Source organism: Pelagibacterium flavum (genome assembly GCF_025854335.1).
Lineage (GTDB): Bacteria > Pseudomonadota > Alphaproteobacteria > Rhizobiales > Devosiaceae > Pelagibacterium > Pelagibacterium flavum.
This window is the reverse complement of the sequence record NZ_CP107716.1, coordinates 2098344-2118510: the sequence shown is the minus strand read 5'-3', so window position 1 is coordinate 2118510 and position 20167 is coordinate 2098344. Positions and strand designations below refer to the sequence as shown.

The 20167-nt window shown below is 60.3% G+C and carries 21 protein-coding genes and 1 tRNA gene; 8 read left to right on the top strand and 14 right to left on the bottom strand.

Annotation, left to right across the window (positions count from 1 at the left end; all coding sequences use genetic code 11):
- Nucleotides 1–19: 19 nt before the first annotated feature.
- Together glmS and glmU are read right to left on the bottom strand one after the other, a co-directional pair.
- Entirely contained in the window at nucleotides 20–1846 is a 1827-nt protein-coding gene (gene glmS, locus OF122_RS10580; protein WP_264224220.1) for a glutamine--fructose-6-phosphate transaminase (isomerizing), read from the bottom strand.
- Between the two features lie 11 nt (nucleotides 1847–1857).
- Nucleotides 1858–3204 (bottom strand): bifunctional UDP-N-acetylglucosamine diphosphorylase/glucosamine-1-phosphate N-acetyltransferase GlmU, encoded by a 1347-nt coding sequence (gene glmU / locus OF122_RS10575; protein WP_264224219.1) that lies wholly within the window; start codon nucleotides 3202–3204, stop codon nucleotides 1858–1860.
- A gap of 158 nt (nucleotides 3205–3362) precedes the next feature.
- Between glmU and OF122_RS10570 the strand changes: the two genes are divergently transcribed.
- The 3 genes from OF122_RS10570 (at nucleotide 3363) to OF122_RS10560 (ending at nucleotide 4788) form a co-directional block, all read left to right on the top strand.
- Entirely contained in the window at nucleotides 3363–4178 is an 816-nt protein-coding gene (locus OF122_RS10570) for a hypothetical protein (RefSeq protein ID WP_264224218.1), read from the top strand.
- A gap of 88 nt (nucleotides 4179–4266) precedes the next feature.
- Nucleotides 4267–4342, top strand: a tRNA-Lys gene (locus OF122_RS10565).
- A 245-nt stretch (nucleotides 4343–4587) separates the two neighbouring features.
- Nucleotides 4588–4788, top strand: a complete 201-nt coding sequence (locus tag OF122_RS10560; RefSeq protein WP_264224217.1) for a hypothetical protein — start codon at nucleotides 4588–4590, stop codon at nucleotides 4786–4788.
- Between the two features lie 118 nt (nucleotides 4789–4906).
- On the opposite strand, the gene OF122_RS10555 is transcribed toward OF122_RS10560, so the two are convergent.
- Entirely contained in the window at nucleotides 4907–5203 is a 297-nt protein-coding gene (locus tag OF122_RS10555) for an EF-hand domain-containing protein (RefSeq protein WP_264224216.1), read from the bottom strand.
- A 266-nt stretch (nucleotides 5204–5469) separates the two neighbouring features.
- On the opposite strand from OF122_RS10555, the gene motA reads away from it, so the two are divergent.
- The 5 genes from motA to OF122_RS10530 all read left to right on the top strand — a co-directional run bounded on the left by motA (nucleotide 5470) and on the right by OF122_RS10530 (nucleotide 9142).
- The gene (gene motA, locus OF122_RS10550) at nucleotides 5470–6333 is read left to right on the top strand and encodes a flagellar motor stator protein MotA (protein WP_264224215.1); all 864 of its coding nucleotides are present in this window, start codon (nucleotides 5470–5472) and stop codon (nucleotides 6331–6333) included.
- A 38-nt stretch (nucleotides 6334–6371) separates the two neighbouring features.
- The gene (locus tag OF122_RS10545) at nucleotides 6372–7268 is read left to right on the top strand and encodes a flagellar motor protein MotB (RefSeq protein WP_264224214.1); all 897 of its coding nucleotides are present in this window, start codon (nucleotides 6372–6374) and stop codon (nucleotides 7266–7268) included.
- 252 nt (nucleotides 7269–7520) lie between these two features.
- Nucleotides 7521–7970, top strand: coding sequence for a hypothetical protein (locus OF122_RS10540; protein ID WP_264224213.1), 450 nt, complete (start codon nucleotides 7521–7523; stop codon nucleotides 7968–7970).
- A 3-nt stretch (nucleotides 7971–7973) separates the two neighbouring features.
- On the top strand, nucleotides 7974–8501 hold the full coding sequence (locus OF122_RS10535) for a hypothetical protein (RefSeq protein ID WP_264224212.1): 528 nt from the start codon (nucleotides 7974–7976) through the stop codon (nucleotides 8499–8501).
- A gap of 110 nt (nucleotides 8502–8611) precedes the next feature.
- A complete protein-coding gene (locus OF122_RS10530) occupies nucleotides 8612–9142 on the top strand; it encodes a hypothetical protein (RefSeq protein ID WP_264224211.1) in 531 nt (176 codons plus the stop codon).
- A gap of 21 nt (nucleotides 9143–9163) precedes the next feature.
- Here OF122_RS10530 and OF122_RS10525 read toward each other — a convergent pair whose 3' ends face one another.
- From OF122_RS10525 to gyrA, 11 genes are all read right to left on the bottom strand, one after another.
- A complete protein-coding gene (locus OF122_RS10525) occupies nucleotides 9164–9505 on the bottom strand; it encodes a VOC family protein (RefSeq protein ID WP_264224210.1) in 342 nt (113 codons plus the stop codon).
- Nucleotides 9506–9579: 74 nt separating this feature from the next.
- Nucleotides 9580–10389, bottom strand: coding sequence for a helix-turn-helix domain-containing protein (locus OF122_RS10520; protein WP_264224209.1), 810 nt, complete (start codon nucleotides 10387–10389; stop codon nucleotides 9580–9582).
- A 19-nt stretch (nucleotides 10390–10408) separates the two neighbouring features.
- A complete protein-coding gene (gene map / locus OF122_RS10515) occupies nucleotides 10409–11167 on the bottom strand; it encodes a type I methionyl aminopeptidase (protein ID WP_264224208.1) in 759 nt (252 codons plus the stop codon).
- Nucleotides 11168–11170: 3 nt separating this feature from the next.
- Nucleotides 11171–12811 (bottom strand): glucose-6-phosphate isomerase, encoded by a 1641-nt coding sequence (gene pgi, locus OF122_RS10510; RefSeq protein WP_264224207.1) that lies wholly within the window; start codon nucleotides 12809–12811, stop codon nucleotides 11171–11173.
- 11 nt (nucleotides 12812–12822) lie between these two features.
- Entirely contained in the window at nucleotides 12823–13956 is a 1134-nt protein-coding gene (gene tgt / locus OF122_RS10505) for a tRNA guanosine(34) transglycosylase Tgt (protein ID WP_264224206.1), read from the bottom strand.
- Nucleotides 13953–15026, bottom strand: a complete 1074-nt coding sequence (gene queA / locus OF122_RS10500) for a tRNA preQ1(34) S-adenosylmethionine ribosyltransferase-isomerase QueA (RefSeq protein ID WP_264224205.1) — start codon at nucleotides 15024–15026, stop codon at nucleotides 13953–13955. The genes tgt and queA overlap by 4 nt, the downstream gene beginning before the upstream one ends.
- Nucleotides 15027–15095: 69 nt before the next feature.
- Nucleotides 15096–15572, bottom strand: a complete 477-nt coding sequence (locus OF122_RS10495) for a peptidylprolyl isomerase (RefSeq protein ID WP_264224204.1) — start codon at nucleotides 15570–15572, stop codon at nucleotides 15096–15098.
- A gap of 27 nt (nucleotides 15573–15599) precedes the next feature.
- Nucleotides 15600–16214: a peptidylprolyl isomerase gene (locus OF122_RS10490; RefSeq protein ID WP_264224203.1), complete on the bottom strand. Its 615-nt coding sequence runs from the start codon at nucleotides 16212–16214 to the stop codon at nucleotides 15600–15602.
- Nucleotides 16214–16702, bottom strand: a complete 489-nt coding sequence (coaD, locus tag OF122_RS10485; protein ID WP_264224202.1) for a pantetheine-phosphate adenylyltransferase — start codon at nucleotides 16700–16702, stop codon at nucleotides 16214–16216. Before coaD ends, OF122_RS10490 begins: the two co-directional genes overlap by 1 nt.
- Before the next feature lie 12 nt (nucleotides 16703–16714).
- Nucleotides 16715–17335 carry a LysE family translocator gene (locus OF122_RS10480; RefSeq protein WP_264224201.1) on the bottom strand — a complete coding sequence of 207 codons (621 nt, stop codon included), beginning with the start codon at nucleotides 17333–17335 and terminating at the stop codon, nucleotides 16715–16717.
- Between the two features lie 75 nt (nucleotides 17336–17410).
- Complete coding sequence (gyrA, locus tag OF122_RS10475) at nucleotides 17411–20128, bottom strand: DNA gyrase subunit A (RefSeq protein WP_264227646.1); 2718 nt, start codon at nucleotides 20126–20128, stop codon at nucleotides 17411–17413.
- Between the last annotated feature and the right edge of the window lie 39 nt (nucleotides 20129–20167).

The window sequence follows — 20167 nt, the reverse complement described above, 5'->3', positions numbered from 1 at the left end:
CGGAGTTGGCGCCTGCGCCCTACTCCACCGTCACCGATTTCGCCAGATTTCTGGGCTGGTCGACGTCGGTCCCCATGAAAACCGCCGTGTGATAAGCCAGAAGCTGCACGGGCACTGCCGCAAGAATGGGCGCGACGAACGGATGAACGCGCGGCATCTCGATGATGTCCTGTATGCCGCCCCCGGCCTCCGCCTTTCCCTCGGCATCGGTAATCAGGATGATCTTGCCGCCGCGCGCCGCAACCTCGTGCATGTTCGAGAGCGTCTTTTCCATCAGCTCGTCAGATGGCGCCACCACGATCACCGGCATCTCCTCATTCACCAGCGCTATCGGCCCGTGCTTGAGTTCGCCCGCCGCATAGCCCTCGGCATGGATATAGGAGATTTCCTTGAGTTTGAGTGCGCCCTCGAGCGCGATCGGATATAGCTGCCCGCGCCCCAGATAAAGCACGTCCTTGGCTCTTGCCAGGTTACGTGAAATTTCTTCGATACGCCCTTCAGATCGCAGCATTTCCGAGATATTGCGTGGCAATTCGATCAGCGCCCGCACGAGCGCATGCGCGTCAGACGGGCTGAGCACCCCGCGCGCCTGCCCGGCGGCAATCGCCAGGCTCGCCAGGATCGAGAGTTGGGCCGTCGTCGCCTTGGTCGAAGCCACGGCGATTTCCGGTCCGCACAGCGTGGGAAAAATCACATGACTTTCCCTGGCAATGGTCGATTCCTGCACATTGACCAGCGCCGCTATGTGCTGGCCCTCTTTCGCCGCATAGCGCAGCGCCGCCAGCGTATCTGCCGTCTCGCCCGATTGGGAAATCACCAGCGTCAGCCCGTTCTCGGGCAACGGCGGCTCGCGATAGCGGAATTCCGACGCCACATCGACATCCACCGGCAGCCGCGCGTAACGCTCGAACCAGTATTTTGCCACCAGCCCCGCATAAAAGGCCGTCCCGCACGCCGTGATCGTCAGCCGCGACAGCTTTGCGAAATCGAACGGCAATTGCTCCCGTAGCTTGACCGTTTCGCCGGCCAGATCGAGATAATGGGCCAGCGTGTGCGACACCGTCTCGGGCTGTTCGTAAATTTCCTTGGCCATGAAATGGCGATGATTGCCCTTGTCGGCCAGTGCCGCCGATGCCGAAGACACCTGCCGTGCCCGCTCGACCGCATTGCCGTCGAAATCGAAAATCTCGACCTTTCCCGGCGTAATCACCGCCCAGTCACCCTCTTCGAGATAGGTTATCTGGTTGGTGAACGGCGCCAGGGCAAAGGCGTCCGACCCCAGATACATCTCGTCCTTGCCATGTCCGACCGCCAGCGGCGAACCCTGCCGTGCCGCAATCAGTAGCTTGTCTTCGCCCGCGAACATGAACACCAGCCCGAACGTACCACGCAACTTCGGCAGCGTGTTCGCAACCGCCTCGCGCGGCGTTGCCCCCCGCTCGATCTCCCGCGTCACCCACAGCGCCACGGATTCAGTATCTGTCTCGCTCTGAGGAAAATATCCATCTCGGGCAAGATCTTCCAGCAAGTCCTTGAAGTTCTCGATGATCCCATTGTGGACAACCGCGACCTTCCCCGCCAAATGCGGATGGGCATTGCCCTCCGTCGCCCCGCCATGCGTCGCCCAGCGCGTATGCCCGATCCCGATGATCCCCTCGAGCGGCTCGGCAGCCAGTTTCGCCGCAAGGTTATTGAGCTTGCCCTCTGCCCGCCGCCGGTCGAGACCGCCCCCGGTCAGCGTAGCGATACCCGCACTGTCATAGCCCCGATATTCGAGCCGCCGCAGCGCGTCCACGAGCCGGTCGGCGACCGGCTCGACTCCGATGATTCCAACGATGCCGCACATGCCGCCGCCCCTTACTTGTTGTCCTTGATGGCCTTGAACCGCGCGTTCAGCGCCTTGCCATAACCGGGCTTGTTGATCTGCCGCGAGCGCCCGATGCCCAACGCGTCCGCCGGCACAGGCTCGGTAATCACCGATCCCGACGCCACATACGCCCCGTCCCCGATCTCCACCGGCGCCACCAGCGCCGAATTCGACCCGATAAAGGCATGCTCGCCAATGATCGTCCTGGCCTTGTTGTAGCCGTCGTAATTGCACGTCACGGTTCCCGCGCCGATGTTGGCGCCCGCCCCGATGTCCGCGTCCCCGATATAGGTCAGATGGCTTACCTTGGCCCCCTGCCCGATACCGGCGTTTTTCACCTCGACGAAATTGCCCACCTTGGCCCCTTCGCCCAGATTCGCGCCCGGCCGCAGCCGCGCGAAAGGCCCCACATTGGCGCCAGCGCCGATATGCGCGCCCTCGATATGGGAAAACGCGTGAATTACCGCCCCGCGCTCGATTTCGACACCCGGCCCGAACACCACATTGGGCTCGATTTCCACGTCCGGCGCGATTTTCGTATCGAACGAAAAATAGACGCTTGCCGGATCGTGCAGCGTCACCCCCGCCGCCATGAAATCCTCGCGCCGCAATTGCTGGAATACCGCTTCTGCCCGCGCCAATTGCGCTCGGTCATTGACGCCCATGACATTGTCTTCCGGCGCCACGGCATAGCCCACCTTATGCCCGGCGGCATTGGCCAGTTCCACAAGATCGGTCAGGTAATATTCGCCCTGCGCATTGTCGCTGCCCACCTTGTCGATAAGCGCGGTGAAAACTTCGGCCCGAAACGCCAGAATGCACGCGTTGCAGAGCCCAATGGCCCGCTCGCTTTCGCTTGCATCCTTGTGCTCGCGAATGGCCAGCAGCTTTTCACCATCGGTAATGAACCGGCCATATCCGGTGGGGTCCTTGGGCTCAAATCCCAGGATCGCCGCATCCAGCCCCGCATCGAGCCGCTCGGTCACCCGCGAAAAATCCGCGCCGCGCAGCAAGGGATGGTCACCATAGACCACGGCCACATACCCTTTGGCCTCAGCGAACACCGGTCGCGCCATGGAAGCGGCATGCGCCGTGCCTTTGCGTTCGGTCTGTTCGAAGAATGCCACATCGGGGTCGATACCGGCCATCGCCTTGCGCACGGCGTCATGTCCAGGCCCGGTGATCATGGCGATTGTGCTCGCACCCGCCTCGCGCGCCGCCGCCAGAACGTGTCCGGCAATCGGCCGGCCGCCAACCTTGTGCAGCACCTTGGGGTGTGCGGACTTCATCCGCGTTCCCTCACCCGCCGCCAGAACGATTGCCATAAGATCGGTCATGAAATTCCCCCAGCCTGTGGTTGCCGCCCCTCTCGCGCATCTTTATGGCAGCACGGTGTTGGCAGAACCCCTAACAGACCCGCGTAACCGCTCCGTTTACATTTGCATGCCTAAAATCTGCTTTGATCTGATTCGCCTGTAAAGCGGGACATATTTAGGTGCAAAAGCCAAAACGGTTTTCTCTGCCGACTGACCAGGCCGACGCTGCTCCCTGGGGCATCGCTGCGCTTGTTTGCGGCGCGCTGGCCGTCGTTGCGGTCAATATCTCGGCCCTGCTGCCAGCCAATGTCCTGAGTGGTCTGCACATGCCCTACCGGGATGGCGCCAACTATTATCAGATGCGCAGCCAACTGGCCGAACTGGCCGAGGATCGAAACCGCATCATGGAGCAATACCGTGCCCTGCAGGCCCGCTTCAACCTGCTCGACGACGACAGCGGAGAAACCATCAGTCGCCTGGGCGCCCTCGAAAAGAGCCTTCCACTTCTGATCGAATCCCTTCCCCTCTCCAGCGACATCGATCGCTCGTTGCTCACGGCATCGATCACCGAATCCGCAGAAGAAATTTATGAGCTCGACGACGGCACGATGGTCGTGCGCTACAGCCCGCTGTTCGACGGCGCGGCACCCGCGCCAGCCGCGGATCAGCCCATGCCGCCGCCGCTTGCCGCCGAACCGCCAACACCAGCCTCATCGATGCCGGCAATTGATCTCGCCCTCCAGGGCGTCGCAATCGGCCGCAGCGTTCCACTTGCTGAATCTGGCGCTCTCTATGCCGAAATAACCCAGGCGGCCGGCATGCTCTTGCTTGGCACGTCTCCTCTCGCGGCGATGTCGGAAGGAACCGATCAGAGCCGGATTGTCCTCGGCCCACTGCCCAATCTCTCGTCGGCCGAGGCCCTGTGTGATCGCATTGAACGGCTTGATCTGCCCTGCGAACCGGCCCCATATGCTGGCGAACCGCTGCCCCTTTGAAAGCGCGGCCAATAAACGGGTTGACTCGGCGGGGCCACGCACTATGTTCCGCGCGTCTCCAGCCGGTCGATATGGACCGCTTCGGTAAGGGCTCGTAGCTCAGCTGGTAGAGCACTCGACTTTTAATCGAGTTGTCCCGGGTTCGAATCCCGGCGAGCCTACCAAATTCACCAGATGACCCCGCCAACACTCGGCCCACAGTCTGGCCCCGAATCAATTTCGGGCAAAAAACTCCGCTTGTTCCGGACAGGCGGCCTGCCGTATTCTTGGACCATCGGTGCGAAACCGATGGGAGGCGGGTCAGCGAGCCCCCATGCCAAACGATCCCCTCCCCCACATTTGCCGATGCGCAGGAAGCCCATCGATCGCGAGAAGAACCTCTCGGGCCAAAATCGAATCGGTATTGCGTATGATGAATCAGAATCCCCAGCGAGACATGCTTCTCGACGCCGGTTGGCGTCTTGCCGAACTCCAGCAGCAAATCCAGCAAAGCACTGACTACGATCATCAGCTCGACCAGCTCTTTTTGCTGACCCAATGGCGCATTGCCGAACTGGCAAGAGCCACCAGGCCCGTATCGAACGTCGTGCCTCTCCGCCCCCGGCGATAGAGCGGTTCCATGACTAAGCCCCCGGCTTTTTGAAAGCCGGGGGCTCGTCCATCCGCAACAAAAGGCCGCCTCTCCTTTCGGAGAAGCGGCCCAACGATGAAACCTTTTCAGAGGCTCGTTACTGCGCGGCGGGTGCCTCGGCGTCCACGTCACCTTCCATGGTCATCGCGTCGGCGTCGGCTTCAGCATCGGCCACTGCCGCCAGTTCGTCTTCCGAAAGCTCGCCGCTGGCATCGAGGTCATAGGAAGCGAACTCTTCCTCGGTGAGCTCGGGCAAGGCAACCTGCAGCTCTTCAAGGCTCACGCCGCCACTGGCGTCGGCGTCAAGCGTTGCAAAGTCGAGATCCTGAGCGAGAGCGGCGCCCGAAATCGAGAGGCCAATGACGGAAGCAATAGCAAAAATGGTCTTTTTCATGTGTGTTCTCCGTTTTCGGTAAGGGCCGCACGCGGAGCCTGCGACCCGTGTCCCGTCGTTCACGAGACTGTGAAGAGCCTACTCGTTACCAAGGCGGCAATAGGTCCGAAGCGTGGAAAAGCAGCGGCATTTTGAGGGCAGGCACTCCCACGGCCCATGCCCCGGAAATTACTCGCAATCGGGATCGGCTTAGAGTTCGGTAACCTTGCCCCGGTATAGAGGGATGCGGTGCAGAATGGTGCCGATACCTCGGGAGTGCAGAACGCATGCGATTGATTGCCGGAGCCGTAATAGTTTTTGTCTCGGTTCTTGGGGGCTATGCCGCCATGGGCGGCCATCTGGAAGTCCTTTGGCAACCCTTTGAAGCCGTCATCATCCTGGGCGCTGCCGTCGGCGCCTTCATCATCGGCAATCCAAAAGCCATTCTCAAGCAAAGCCTTGGAGTTTTCGGCACTCTGTTCAAGGGACCGCGCTACAACAAGCAGTCCTATGTCGAACTTTTGGGGCTGCAGTTTTCGATCTTCAAGCTCGTTCAGTCCAAGGGACTTCTGGTCCTCGAACAGCACATTGAAAATCCAGAGCAGTCCGATCTCTTTAAGCGCTTCCCCACCTTTGCCAAGAACCATCACGCGGTTGAATTCATGTGCGACTACCTGCGCATGATCACGCTGGGCACCTACGCGGTCCATGAACTCGAAGCGCTGATGGACGAAGAACTTGAGACCCACCACCAGGAAACCGAGCGTGTCGTAACCGCCGTCCAGTCTCTGGCGGATGCCACACCAGCGCTGGGTATCGTGGCCGCCGTGCTGGGCGTCATCAAGACCATGGGCGCCATTTCCGAACCGCCCGAAGTCCTCGGCCACCTGATCGGTGGTGCGCTTGTGGGTACGTTCCTTGGGGTTTTCGTCGCCTACGGCTTCTTTGGCCCGATGGCCCAGGCCCTGCGCAACACCAATGAAGCAGAGTCCAAATATTTCCTCTCGATGAAGGCCGGCCTCCTCGCTCACGTATCGGGCTACCCGCCGGTTATCGCCGTCGAATTCGCCCGCAAGGCGGTCATGTCCGAAGATCGCCCCAGCTTCGCCGAAGTCGATCGCGCAACGGCCGATCTCAAGGCTGCCATCTAGGGGCTGGACCCTAACCTTTATTCTCCGGAGCATTTGCCATGTCGCGTCAGCAGGGCTCGATCATCGTCAAGAAGGTCAAAAAAGCCGGACACGCCCATCATGGCGGTGCCTGGAAAATCGCCTATGCCGATTTCGTGACGGCCATGATGGCCTTCTTCTTGCTCCTCTGGCTCATCAACATGACCACGCCCGAGCAAAAAGAGGGCCTCGCCAACTATTTTGCGCCCCCCAACATCAGCGAAAGCACTTCGGGGTCGGGTGGAGCAATGGGCGGCCGCGCGATGGACGATCAGGGTTCGCTAACCTCCAATATCGAAGCCAACGGCATTGCGAGCATAGGCGTGGAAAACTACGCCTCGACCGATCCGGCAGCCGGCAACGTGCGTGAAGGCGATGCCGCCGAGAAAGATTCGGCCTTCGATCTTTCCGCCTCCGACCCGCAAATGTTCCATAGCGCTGCCGCCAGCATCCGTCAGGCGTGGGAAGCCCTCCCCGATATCACCGAGATCTCCGACAATCTGATCGTCGAGGTGACCGAAAACGGGCTCGACATCCAGATCGTCGAGCAGCGCGGCCGGCCCATGTTCCAGGAAGGCTCGAAATATCCCTATGAGTGGATGCGCGGCGCCATCGCAGCGGTTGCGCCTACCCTCCAGCGCCTGCCAAACCAGGTCCGCGTGTCCGGCCACACCGCTGCCGGCGTCGTCTATTCCAATCCGGCCTATGGCGCATGGGAGCTCTCCAGCGACCGCGCCAACACCGTACGTTCCCTGCTGGGCGAATTCGGCTTGTCCGATGAACACATCCACTCGGTCGTCGGCCGGGCCACCAGCGAGCCGTTCTTTGCCAACGACCCCTATCTTGCCGCAAATGAGCGCATCAGGATCACCGTCATCAACGAACCCTCCCCCATCCCCCTCAACATGGTGCCCTAGGCCGAATCGAGATCGGGCGGGGCCCCGGCCTTGCCAGACCCACCACTTGTCATCCCGGCCCTGAGCCGGGATCCAGTACACTTGGGGTCAAAGAAATATCTACAGGCGCCGCTTCGTTTCCGTGAAACGGTGAAATGATCTGGCCACCATTCCAGCCTCCACAGGCTTGCCGTTACCGCAAGGGCCCATTATTGCTGGATTCTACCACCCCCCGCGCGACGGGCTCAAAAGAGGACGAGGGACGCCCAATCCATGTTGAATTCAAAGCCCGTCATCGCAGCGCTTTCCGCCGCCGGCCTGTCGCTGGCTGCGCTTCCGGCCATGGGCCAGAACGTCCATATCTCGCGTCTTTACGAGCAGGTTCTGGAAAACATCGAATACACCAAGCCGGGATTTTATCTCGATTCCTTTGGCGTTATCCGCCTCAACGAGGGCGGGAAAACGCGCATCGAACTCGATGTTCCCACCAACACTGCAGTCGAAATCATGGGCGATTGCGACGAGGATTGCATCGACCTCGATCTCGGCATCTATAACGGCGCCGGCAAGCTGCTCGGCGAAGATCGCCTCGAGGATTACTACCCCATTGTGTCCTTTGTTTCCGAGGAGGATGGCCGCATCGCGCTGGAGCTCGATCTGGTCGATTGCGATGCAGCCTATTGCTACACCGCCTATTCGGTATTCGTGGAAGGGACCGAGTAGGCCATGAATCCTGTTGCAAGCAGGCTCAAGGCGATCGCCGTCACCGCTGCCTTTTTCGCCCTGAGCGGGTTGGCTCTGCTGGGGGTGATCTGGGGTCTTGCCGCCCTGCCCTTCACTGTGCCCGGCGGTCTCGCACTCACGGCCTATCACCCGCACGATACGATATCGGTTCTGTCCGATCTTCGCCTGCCTGTCGCGCTCACCGCGGCCTTCCTGGTCGCCTCGGCCATCGTGCTTGTGTTCTCGAGCAACTATCTCGACAAGATGATCGCCATCTTCGCCGACGTCCTTCTCATGCTCATGGCAGCGCTGGCCGGCTTTGTTGCGGGCTATTGGATCCTGCTCCGCCTTGCAGGCTACGAGAACTTCCTCCGGCTCGATTTCCTTCAATCCGCCCTTATCGCTCCGCTTGTCGTGTTCGGCGTCTCCCTGCTCTCACCCACCCGGCTGCGCTCTTCATGGGCCTTTCGCATCGTCGCCATCCTGGCGCTCCTGATTGCCGCGCCTCTTATGCTGGTCCATCTGCCCTGACGTGACAAACAAGGTCGCTGGTGTTTGTCACATCCTGACGCAGCCCGGCCTGCCGCCAAACTTGCGTCGCATTGCAGGTTGCCAATGGCGCCAGTTCAAGGAGCACCATCATGGCCGCCCTCTATCGCGCCCTTTCTCCCTTTGTCTTTTTCTTTCTGCTGTCCACCGTCCCTGCCGTCGCGCAGGATTTCCATTCCATGCCGGTCGACCAGCTCAGGGCCGAAGCGCCCAATGCCCACCCATCCGCCTACTACGTCCTCGCCTCACGGCTGTACGACCGAGGCGATAAGGACGAGGCGGTCTTCTGGTTCTACGCGGGCCAGCTCCGCTATCGCACCCACCTCGCCTGCAATCCCGATCTCCCACCCGACGGCGACCCCGCCTTGTTCAGCGCGCTGAGCGAGGTCATCGGATCCGAGATCAACTACTATGCCTTTGGCGATCTTGACCGGCTCCTCGACACAATCGACGCCGTCATCGAGTGGGACCAGTCGACGCCGAATGGCTACGCACCTGACGCCGACTGCTCTGCCGTCCGCACCGATGTCCTTGCCGGCCTGAACCAGTTGCAGGCCCATATCGCGGAAAACGCCGACGATATCCGCGCCCAGCACCTGTCCAGTGGGCGTGACGGGCTGTGATCACCGGGGGTCCACTGGGCGTCACACCGGCTGTTTGAGTCCAAAGATAGTACCTTCGGGGTCGGCGACGTACTGCACCAAACCCTCACCGGGTATGGTGTTTTTGTCTCCCGCAACCGCTCCGCCTCCGGCAACGACCCGTCCAACCGCCGCCTCGAGATCCCCCACCTCGAACCACGCGATCGCCACCTGATCCTTATAGTTCCGGCCCATCACTGCGCCGAGTTGCGTATCACCGACAAGCATATGATATTGTTGCAGAAATGGCGACGGCTCAGATCGCACTTCCAACGCTCGAGCGTAAAATTCCGCCAGTTTTTCGGGATCATTTCCCGTAATTTCAAAATGAACCAGACGAGACATGGTGCAGCTCCTTTGTTTGACAATAAACAAAGCCTAGAGAGCCGCCAGACCGCCGTATTGTATAAATCTGGCAGTCATCGACCTTTGTGCATGAGTCTCGCTATCCCATTGAGTCGCCTCTTGAATTCGGCTTGTCCGATACCGGTGAAGCGCTTGAATTCCTTTGAGGCATGCGCCTGATCGTAATAGCCTTGCATATTGGCCAGCAGGGCCAGCGAACCGAATTCGCCCTTCAGCAACTCGCCCGTAAAATGATAGTGGCGGATGATCCCGATATACTGCTTCGGTGATAGCCCAGTCATCGCCTTGAACAGCCGGTAAAGTGCGTCATAACCGATCGCCATGCTCCCGGTCAGATCAGCCACATCGATTTGCCCGCGAGCCGCATCGACAAGCGCCACTGCGCTGCGAATGCGCTCCAATCGCTCCTGATGAACGTCTCGCCGCAGCCCAACCAGCCAGTCGGCGATGGGAGCCACGCGAGCCGACCCAAACGGGGCATCGGCACATTCGGTCGCGAGCTGCGATATTCTTTTTGATTTTCCGAGATTGTCCAGCGGCAGGACCGCATCCAGCAAACGCTCACGCAAAAGTGCTGCCAACCCCCAGGGCTGCAATTGCGCCGCTGCATAGCTCGAAACGCCGCTCTGTTCGAGCACGATAGGGCGTGTCAGAGGACCGGCGATGTTGCTTTCATTACGAAACGATGATCCATCAGGCAAAATTCTAATGCCCGCCTCGCCAAGGCAAACAAGCACAGTGGGACGCCCGTTGGGGATCAGGATTTCTCGGTGCCGGTCGAGCGCGATCCGATTTTCCACAGCCCAGAAATGCTCAACGATATCAGCAAGATCGGGAGCCGGCTTGAAGGTCTCGTACCGCATAGCCGGGTACCATTCGCTCTCAGGCCGCCAGCGTTACAACGACTGCCCCACGCCGCGTGGCGACGATCGTATGCTCATATTGCACGCAAGGCGCCGAAGGTACGCTCACCAGCGTCCACGGGTCGTCCATGGATTTTTCCTCGGCCATCTGCCCGCCCATCGAGAGGAACGGTTCGACGGTGAACACCAGCCCATCCTCGATCCGCCGGCGCTCCGACCGATCCGGCCAGGTCGGGATTTCCCCGGGCTCGTCATGCAGACCATAGCCAATGCCGTGGCTGGCGAGATTGCGGATCAGCGTATAGCCATTCGTCCCCGCAAACTTGCCGATAGCGTCGCCAATGTCTGCAATCCTGCCTCCAGACCGCACGGACCTGATGCCGGCCCACATGGCCTTCTTGCCATCGCTGCAAAGCTTCTCGAGCCGGCGCACAGAGCCCGGTGGTACAATATAGGACGCACCCGTATCGGCGAATATCCCGTCCTTTTCCGCCGAAACGTCGATATTGACCAGATCACCCGCCTTGATGACACGGTTGCTCGGAATCCCGTGCGCAACCTCTTCATTGACCGAAATGCAGGTCGCACCTGGAAACTGGTACGTCACCTCAGGCGCCGAACGCGCGCCGTGATCGTCCAGCACCTTGCGCCCAATATCATCGAGTTCCTTGGTCGTCATGCCCGGCTCGAGCGCCGTTGCCATCGTATCGCGTGCAATCGCACAGATACGGCCGATTACCTTGAGCCGCTCGAGTTCTTCCTCGGAGGTAATCGTCATCGCTCAGCCTTTCAGGGCACGGAAGTGATCAAGCAGGCCGCGGGTCGAACTGTCATGGCTCTCGGCCGTTTCGGCACCCTCCACCTTGGGCAATAGGGCCTTGGCCAGTTGCTTGCCCAGTTCCACGCCCCACTGGTCATAGGAATTGACGTTCCAGATCGTGCCCTGAACGAACACCTTGTGCTCATAAAGCGCCACCAGCTTACCCAGCGTCGCCGGATCGAGCCTGGAATACATGATGGTGTTGGAGGGCCGATTTCCGGGAAACACCTTGTGCGGGGTCAACGCTTTGATCTGGTCTTTCGAAAGCCCGGTACCCTTGAGCTCGTTTATCACCTCATCCTCGGTCTTGCCCAGCATCAGCGCCTCCGATTGCGCAAGACAATTGGCGACCAGCTTGGCGTGATGAGGCGGCAGATCCTCCTGCGGATTGGCCGCCACGAGAAAATCGCACGGGATGACCGAGGTCCCCTGATGGATCAGTTGGTAAAAGGCGTGCTGCCCATTCGTCCCCGGCTCACCCCAGATGACAGGTCCAGTTTCCCACGGCACGGCCTTGCCGTTTAGCGTCATCGACTTGCCGTTCGATTCCATATCCTGCTGCTGAAGATAGGCCGGAAAGCGCGAGAGCCGCTGGTCATAGGGCAATACCGCATGGGTCGCAAAACCCCAGGCATTGCGATACCAAACGCCCAAAAGGCCCATGATGACCGGCAGGTTTTCTTCCAGCGGCGCAGTGAGAAAATGCTGGTCCATCTCATAGGCGCCGCGCAGGAACGCCTCGAAATTGTCGTATCCTACGGCAATCGCCACCGGCAAGCCGATGGCCGACCACACCGAATAACGCCCGCCAACCCAGTCCCAGAACCCGAAGATGCGATCTTCGCGTATGCTGAACGCCTGGCAGCCCTCGATATTGGTCGAAACCGCTGCGAAATGGTCGTTGACGGCCTGCTCGCCCAGCGCATCGGCCAGCCACTTGCGGGCGGTGTGGGCGTTGGTCATGGTTTCGTCAGTGGTGAAGGTCTTGGACGCGACGATGAACAGCGTCCGCGCCGGATCGAGCCCCTTGAGCGTGTCGTGCATATGCGCGCCATCGACATTGGAAACGTAGTGCGCCCGCAGATTGGCCCGTGTATAGGGCTCCAGCGCCAGCGTCACCATCGCCGGCCCGAGATCGGACCCGCCGATCCCGATATTGACCACATCGGTGAACTGGTCCCCCAGCGCTCCACGGACCGCGCCATCGCGCACATCGTTGGAAAACCCCTTGATCCGCGCCAAAACGTCCCGCACTGCGGGCATCACGTCGGCACCCTCCACCATCACTGCTTCATCGCCGCCATAACGCAGCGCCATGTGCAGCACAGAGCGGTTTTCCGTAATGTTGATGGGGTCACCCGCCCACATCTGGTGACGTCGAGCCTCGACATCGGTTTCCCGCGCCAGATCGAACAGCGCAGCCATGGATTGGCTGTCGATACGGTTCTTGGAGTAGTCGAGCAGGATATCGCCAAACGACGCCGAATAGGACGAAAAGCGATCCTCGTCATGGGTGAACAATTCACGCATGCTGGTGCCCGCCAGGCGTTTCTTGTGTTTCTTCAAAGCCTCGAAACCAGCCTTGCGAACCTTGTTCGACATCGTATGCACCCCTAATCTAGCGCTGGCAGGTCGCCTTTGGTCCAGCCTTCGCGGACCTCTGCGCAATATTGGACGAAAGTCGCATTCTCAATCGCATTTCGCATGCCCGCCATCAACTCCTGATAATAGGAAAGGTTGATTTGGCTCAGGATCATCGCGCCCAGCATTTCTTCGCATCTGACCAGATGATGCAGATAGGCCCGTGAAAAGCGCCGTGCCGTCGGATTGGACGAGGCTTCGTCCAGCGGTCGATGATCGTCCTTGTGCCTTGCATTTTTCAGGTTCACCACACCGAACCGCGTATAGGCGTGCCCGTGCCGCCCGGCTCGCGTCGGATGCACGCAATCGAACATGTCGATCCCGCGCTCAACCGCGCCCAACAGGTCGTCGGGCTTACCGACACCCATCAGATAGCGCGGTTTGTCGGTCGGCAATTGCGGGGTGACCTCGTTGAGGACCGTAAACATTACCTCCTGCGGCTCACCCACGGCCAACCCGCCAACCGCATACCCGTCGAACCCGATATCGATCAGCCCGGCAGCCGAGCGCGCGCGGAGTTCCGCGTTATCACCCCCTTGCACGATCCCGAAAAGCGCCCTGCCCTTGGCATTGTCGAATGCCTTTTTCGAGCGTTCCGCCCACCGGATGGACAGCTCCATGGCCCGTTCGAGCTCGTCATATTCGGCCGGCAGGCTCACGCACTCATCGAGCTGCATGATGATATCGGAATCGAGCAGCTTCTGGATTTCGATGGAGCGTTCCGGCGTCAGGTTGTGCGTTGCCCCATCGATATGGGATTTGAACGTCACTCCGTTCTCATCGAGCTTGCGCAGCTTGGCCAGGCTCATCACCTGGAATCCACCAGAATCGGTAAGGATCGGACGCTGCCAGTCCATGAACTCATGCAGCCCGCCCAGCCGCGCCACCCGCTCCGCGCCGGGGCGCAACATCAGGTGATAGGTGTTGCCCAGAACGATATCGGCGCCGGTCTCGCGCACCTGCTCGGGATACATCGCCTTGACCGTGCCCGCCGTACCTACGGGCATAAAGGCCGGCGTGCGAATTTCACCGCGCGGCGTATCCATCTGCCCGCGACGGGCCATGCCGTCGGTGGCGGAAAGCGTGAACTGGAAATTTTCGGTCATCGGTTGGCCCGGAACAGCAGCGAGGAGTCGCCGTAAGAATAGAAACGATAATGGTGATCGATGGCATGCTTGTAGGCCTTGTGCATGGTCTCCAGGCCGGAAAAGGCCGAGACCAGCATGAACAGCGTCGAGCGCGGCAGGTGGAAATTGGTCATCAGCACATCGACAACGCGGAACCCAAATCCCGGCGTGATGAAGATATCCGTCTCGTCCGCAAAAGGCTCCAGCGCGCCGGTCTTGCGCGCCGCACTTTCGAGTAGCCGCAGGCTGGTCGTGCCCACGGCAACAATTCGCCCGCCGGCCGCCTTCGCCGCATGGATGCGTTCAACCGTTTCGGGAGCAACCACGCCCCACTCGGCGTGCATGACATGATCCTCGGTGTCATCTGCTTTCATCGGCAGGAACGTCCCCGCCCCCACATGCAGCGTCACATGCTCGATTGCCACACCCTTGTTCTCGAGCCGCTCCAGCAACTCTGGTGTGAAATGCAGCCCTGCAGTCGGCGCGGCGACCGCGCCGTCGTGCTCGGCATAAACCGTCTGATAATCGGTCTTGTCGCGCTCTTCGATATCGCGTTTGGCCCCGATATAGGGCGGCAGCGGCATTGCGCCGCGCGCCTTGATCGCTTCATCGAGCACCGCATCGGAAAAGTCGAAACCGAGCGTTACCTGCCCGTCTTCAACCGCTTTGACGGTAGCCGCAAGTTCATCGAGCATGCAGACTTCCGATGTGGCTCCGAACACCACGCGATCGCCGATCTTGAGCCGCTTTGCGGGCCGGGCAAACGCCAGCCACGTGCTGCCGTCCACCCGCTTGTGCAGGTTGAACGACACCGAGGCCGCAAACTCTCCCCGATGGCGCGTACCCCTGAGATCGGCAGGAATAACCCGCGTGTCATTGACCACCAGCACGTCCCCGGCACGCAGGATCGTTTCAAGGTCGGTGACGACGTGGTCCGTAAGCCCTCCGTCCTCCGCAACGACCAGCATCTTTGCGCTGTCGCGGGGCGAAACGGGATGCAGCGCAATCCGGTCTTCGGGGAGATCAAAGTCGAAAAGATCGACCTTCATTTTCTGTCTTCCACAAAAAGCGACCCCGGCTCGCGCCGGGGTACACAAAGCACTTGGGGTAGATGCAGCCTACGCAGCGTCGGCGGCGACCTTCATCGAGACGATCTTGTCGGGGTTGCGAACCGGTTCACCCTTTTCGAGTTGATCGACAACATCCATCCCCTCGATTACCTGGCCGAAAACCGAGTACTGGCCGTTGAGCCAGGGCGCTTCGCCAAAGCAAATGAAGAACTGGGAATTGGCCGAGTTCGGGTTGGCCGAACGCGCTGCCGAAACCGTGCCGCGAACATGCTTTTCCTGGGAAAATTCCGCCTTGAGATCAGGCTTGTCCGATCCGCCCGTACCGTTGCCCTTCGGGCAACCAACCTGCGCCATGAACCCGTCGATCACGCGATGAAACACGATCCCGTCGTAAAACCCTTCGCGGGCCAAGTCTTTCATGCGTTCAACGTGACTTGGGGCCAGGTCGGGGCGCAGTTCGATGACCACATTGCCCTTGGAGGTCTCCATGACGATTGTGTTTTCCGGATCCTTGATATCGGCCATGAGCGGCTTTCCTTTTGTTGATTATTGCTACTCTGCGATGCGCAGAGAAACCATGATGTCGGGATCGGCGACAGCACCATTGGCGCTCGCGGGCCCCTTTTCCAGTCCGTCGACCAACTCCATACCCGAGATGACATTGCCGAACAGGGTATATTGGCCGTTCAGATGCGGCGAATCCGCCGTCACGATAAAGAACTGTGAATTGGCCGAGTTGGGATTGGCCGAACGGGCCATCCCAAGCGTGCCGCGAACGAACGGTTCGTTGGAAAACTCGGCAGCCAGATCCGGCATTTCCGAGCCACCGGTGCCATTGCCCAGCGGGTCCCCGGTCTGCGCCATGAACCCGTCGATCACGCGATGGAATTTCAGACCGTCATAAAAGCCCGAATTCGCCAGCTCGGTGATCCGCGCCACATGCTCGGGCGCAAGATCGGGACGCAGCGCAATGGTCACATCGCCGCTCTCCAGCGTCAGCGTCGCAATGGGTGCGTCCGCAGGCACATCGGCGGCAGATTGCGCCATGGCAGGCGTCTGCCCGAACGGCAGATAGGGCCATGCGACCATGGCACCGAAAACGGCAACAAAAGCGAAAACGAGAAAGCCAACCATGCGGTTGGCCGGTTTGGCGGAATGATCAGCCATCATGTCTCCAGAAGTTTGAGCACGGCGCGCGGCACGAAGGGCGCGATATCGCCCCCCATCTCCGCTATCTGGCGCACCAGCGTTGCCGAAATATGGCGCACATAGGGGCTCGAAGGCACAAACACCGTCTGAATGTCCGGCGCCATTTGCGCGTTCATGCCCACCATCTGCATTTCGTAATTGTAGTCGGTCGTGTCGCGCAGCCCGCGAATGACCATCCCCGCGCCGCAACGCTGCGCCGCCTGAACCATAAGCCCGTCGAACTCGACGATCTCGATTGCCACGCCCTTGCGCGTACCGATTGCGCCCGCCGTCTCCGCAAGCAGTTCCCGCCGCTGATCCGCGCTCAGCATCGGCTTTTTGGCCGCATGCACCCCGATACCGACAATCAGCTTGTCCACGAGTTTGCAGGCCCGCTCGATAACATCGAGATGGCCATTGGTCACCGGATCGAACGATCCGGGGTAAAATCCCACACGCTCAGTCATTGCCGGTTTTTGTCACGCCCGGCGCTGGAGCGCAAGCCAGATGCCGCCCCCGATCAGCACAACGCCAGAAACCCGATTGACCAGCCGCACCCGGGCCGCATTGATCCAATGGCGCATCTGCCCCGCCAGAACAGCGTAAACAGAATCGCTCAGCGTCGTCGCCAGCATGAACAATCCGCCCAGCACAAGGATCTGCGGCAGCGCTGCTCCATTGGCCACCACGAACTGAGGCAGGAAAGCGCCAAACATCAGAAGCGCCTTGGGATTGGACCAGATAACGACAAATCCCTGGACCACATATCCGCGCAAGCTCCTGTGCCGTTCTGCCTCGAGTGGTTCAATCTCCCCGCTCGAGCGCAACATGCGATAGCCCAGCCAGACAAGATAGGCCGCTCCCATCAGCTTGATCCAGTCGAATGCCCAGCCCATGAGACTCATCACAGCCTCAAGCCCGAACGCAACGACCATAATCATCGAGACGAGCCCAAGCTGCGTGCCCAGAATGATCGCCATCCCCGCCATCGTTCCGCGCGATAGAGCGCTGGCGATAATGACAGTTACGGTCGGGCCGGGAACGACGGCTATGAAAAATGAGGCAGCAAGAAAGGCGAGAAGTGAGGTCATATCGGGCATGGCACCCTCCAGGAGACAACCCCGTCAGCTAGCCATGGCCCTATGCTTCTGGCAAGGGGCCATGGCTATGCTTGATCACTCTTCGCTCGGGGATGCCTCCGCGCCGTCTTCGGGTTCTTCGCCCTCAGCGCTTTCCGGCTCCGTTATACGCTCGACCGAGACCACTTTTTCGTCCGCTGCGGTGCGGAAAATCGTAACGCCCTGGCTCGAACGCCCGACAATGCGGATACCATCGACCGGCACGCGGATCACCTGCCCGCCATTGGTCACCAGCATGAGCTGGTTTTCGTCTTCCACAGGGAATGAGCCGACCAGGTTGCCATTGCGGCTGTTGACCGCCATGGCAACGATACCCTTGCCGCCACGCCCGGTCACCCGGTACTCGAACGACGATGTTCGCTTTCCAAAGCCCTTTTCGGAGATCGTCAGGACGAACTGCTCGGCCGCGCTCATTGAGGCATAGCGATCCTGGTCAAGCGGTGAATCGCCCGCAACCTCTTCGTCGCCCTCTGCGACCTCCGCCGCCTCTTCGGCCTCACCGCGCACGGCGCGGCTCATCTTCAGGTACGCCGCACGCTCTTCCGCCGAAGCATCGAAATGGCGCAGGATCGACATGGCGATCACTTCGTCGCCCTTTGCCAGGTTGATACCTCGAACACCGGTCGAATCGCGCCCCTTGAAGACACGCACATCGGTTATCGCAAAGCGGATGCACTGGCCCTTCGCCGTCGTGATCAGGATATCGTCACTTTCCGAGGCCGTCTCGACGCCGACGATCCCGTCGCCCTCATCGAGCTTCATGGCAATCTTGCCGTTCTGGCGCACCTCGACGAAGTCCGAGAGCTTGTTGCGGCGCACATTGCCCGATTGGGTGACAAACATCACATCGAGGCTAGCCCAGCTGTCCTCGTCCTCGGGCAGCGGCATGATCGATGTGATGCGCTCACCGTCTTCGAGCGGCAGCATGTTGATCAGCGCCTTGCCGCGCGCCTGTGGCGCGGCCACCGGCAATCGCCAGACCTTCATCTTGTAGACGATACCGCGCGAGGAAAAGAACAGCACCGGCGTGTGCGTATTGGCGACGAACAGCCTCGCGACGAAATCCTCGTCGCGCGTCGACATGCCCGAACGCCCCTTTCCTCCCCTGCGCTGCGCGCGATAGGTCGAAAGCGGCACCCGCTTGATGTAACCGGCGTGCGACACGGTCACCACCATATCCTCGCGTGCTATCAGATCTTCATCGTCCAGATCGCCGGCGAACTCGTCGATCTGTGTCATCCGCGGTGTCGCGTACTGCTCCTTGATCTCGTTGAGCTCGTCACGAATGATGCCCAGAACCCGCTCGCGCGAGCGCAGAATATCGAGATAATCCTTGATCTGCTCGCCAAGCGAATTGAGTTCGTCGCCGATTTCGTTCCGGCCAAGCGCCGTCAGTCGCGACAGGGTCAGCGCCAGAATGGCACGCGCCTGCTCATCGGAGAGCTTGAAGGTGCCGTCGTCATTGATCTGGTGGCGCGGATCGTCGATCAGCTTGATCAGACCCATGACGTCCGACGCCGGCCAGTCACGCTCCAACAGCTTCTGACGCGCCGTTGCGGGGTCCGGCGACGAACGGATAAGACGGATAACCTCATCTACATTGTTGACGGCCACCAGCAGACCCACCAGCACATGGGCACGGTCGCGAGCCTTGTTGAGCAGGAACCGGGTGCGGCGGGTGATAACCTCTTCGCGGAACCGCAGGAACGCCTGCAGGATCGACTGCAGGTTCATCAATTCCGGCTTGCCGCCATTGAGCGCCACGAAGTTGCAGCCGAATGAGGTCTGCAGCATCGAATAGCGATAGAGCTGGTTCAGCACCACGTCTGCCACGGCATCGCGCTTGATCTCGATCACCACACGCATGCCCTGACGGTCGGACTCGTCGCGAATGTCGGCGATGCCTTCGATGCGCTTGTCGCGCACCATCTCGGCAATCTTTTCGATCATCGTCGCCTTGTTCACCTGATAGGGAATCTCGTGAATGATCAGCGCTTCGCGTTCCTTGCGAACCTCTTCGACCGTCACGCGCCCACGCATGAGAACCGAGCCACGCCCTGTCTCATAGGCAGACCGGATGCCGGACTTGCCGATAATGATGCCTGCTGTCGGAAAGTCCGGTCCAGGAATGATTTCCATCAACTCATCGACCGTGATGTCCGCATTGTCCATCATGGCCAGGCAAGCGTCGATCACCTCGCCAAGATTGTGGCTCGGAATATTGGTGGCCATGCCCACGGCGATACCACCGCCGCCATTGACGAGCAGGTTCGGGAACCGCGCCGGCAAGACCGTCGGTTCGCGCTCGCTGGCGTCATAGTTGTCGCGGAAATCGACAGTATCCTTGTCCAGGTCGTCGAGCAGCGAGCCTGTGACCTTTTCCATGCGCGCTTCGGTGTAGCGCATTGCCGCCGGCATATCACCGTCGACCGAACCGAAGTTACCCTGCCCGTCAATCAGCTTGACGCGCATCGAGAACGGCTGCGCCATGCGCACCAGGGACATATAGACCGCATCGTCCGAATGCGGGTGATATTTACCGATAACGTCACCGACCACGCGGGCCGATTTGCGATAGGGCTTGTTATGTTCGTAACCCTGCTCGTGCATCGAAAAAAGGATGCGGCGATGCACGGGTTTGAGCCCGTCGCGCACGTCGGGCAGGGCCCGGCTCACGATCACGCTCATCGCGTAATCGAGATAGGATTTGCGCATCTCGTCCGTTATCGAGATCGGGTGGATGTCGGAGGGCATTACGCTGCCTGCGTCATCTTCTGGCGTATCTGTCACGAT